Source organism: Variovorax sp. KBW07, assembly GCF_003852515.1.
In the GTDB taxonomy this organism is placed as follows: Bacteria; Pseudomonadota; Gammaproteobacteria; order Burkholderiales; family Burkholderiaceae_C; genus Variovorax.
This window is the reverse complement of sequence record NZ_QAJK01000281.1, coordinates 1-220: the sequence shown is the minus strand read 5'-3', so window position 1 is coordinate 220 and position 220 is coordinate 1. Positions and strand designations below refer to the sequence as shown.

At 70.0% G+C, this 220-nt stretch carries 1 protein-coding gene; it reads right to left on the bottom strand.

All coding sequences use genetic code 11. From position 1 onward, the window contains the following. A partial coding sequence (locus DBV14_RS33175; RefSeq protein WP_148092469.1) for an efflux RND transporter permease subunit occupies nucleotides 1–220 on the bottom strand: 220 nt, incomplete at both ends.

Sequence of the window (220 nt, the reverse complement as noted above, 5' to 3'; positions counted from 1 at the left end):
CACGCCCGACACCACCACCGCACCCGCCAACGTGAAGGCGAACTCCTTGAACAGCGAGCCCGTGAGGCCGCCCATGAGGCCGATGGGCGCGTACACCGCGGCCAGCGTGAGCGTCATCGCGATCACCGGGCCGGCCACTTCGCGCGCGCCGATCAGCGCGGCCTGCACGCGCGACTTGCCTTCCTCGATGTGGCGGTGCACGTTCTCCACCACCACGATG